This is a genomic window from Streptosporangium sp. G11, assembly GCF_051192615.1.
In the GTDB taxonomy this organism is placed as follows: Bacteria; Actinomycetota; Actinomycetes; order Streptosporangiales; family Streptosporangiaceae; genus Streptosporangium.
The window spans coordinates 1-932 of the sequence record NZ_JBPJUQ010000321.1 but is presented as its reverse complement, the minus strand read 5'-3'; the positions used below and the strand labels follow the sequence as shown (position 1 = coordinate 932).

The window sequence follows — 932 nt, the reverse complement described above, 5'->3', positions numbered from 1 at the left end:
GGTGCGGCGGGCGGCGGGGTCCGGCCGTCCGCGCCGGGCGGGCGCGGGACGGGACCGGCGCCCACGCCGCATGCCCGGTCCCGATGTCCGCGCGGCGCGGGCGGACGCGCCCCGCCGTGCGACGGCGCGGAGCGCTGCCGCCGACCATCCCGCCGCGCAGATGATGGTCAGTGCCCGATGAGCTTCATGTGTGCCTCGGAGTAACGGTCACCGGCCACACCAACTCGGGCGGCCAATGCGTCGAGGTCGGCTCGTTCATCGGAGGACAGCCCGACCTCGGTTGCGCCTGCGTTCTCGATGAGTCGGGACAATTTGCGGGTTCCAGGGATCGGCGCGATCCATGGTGCCTGGGCCAGCAGCCACGCCAACGCGACCTGAGCAGGAGTGGCCTCCTTGGCGGCGGCCAGCTCGCGGACATGGTGGACGAGCGCCTGGTTGGCGGCGAGATTTTCAGCCTGGAAACGTGGGATCGTTGCCCGCATGTCGCCCTTGGAGAAGGACGCGTTCGGGTCGATAGCGCCGGTAAGAAAGCCGCGACCGAGTGGGCTGAACGGGACAAACCCGATGCCCAGTTCCGCGCAGGCAGGCAGGATCTCGGGCTCGGGGTCCCGCGTCCACAACGAGTACTCCGACTGCACAGCAGTGACCGGATACGTCGCGTGCGCCTTGCGGAGCGTTTCGGCTCCGACCTCGGACAGCCCGAAGTGCTTGACCTTGCCCGCCTGGACCAACTCGCCGACCGTTCCGGCGACGTCTTCAATGGGGACGTCGGGATCCACCCGGTGCTGGTAGAAGAGGTCGATCGTCTCGACTCCCAGACGCTGCAAGCAGGCGTCGGCGACTTTCTTGATGTGCTCGGGCCGGGAGTTCAGACCAACGGACTTGCCGTCCTGGATGTCCCAGCCGAACTTGGTTGCCAACTGGACTTGATC

At 68.1% G+C, this 932-nt stretch carries 1 protein-coding gene; it reads right to left on the bottom strand.

Going from position 1 to position 932, the window contains the following annotated elements; translation table 11 throughout:
- Positions 1–167 precede the first annotated feature (167 nt).
- Positions 168–932: aldo/keto reductase (locus tag ACSDR0_RS50810; RefSeq protein WP_435296168.1), on the bottom strand; the 765-nt coding region annotated here is incomplete at its 5' end.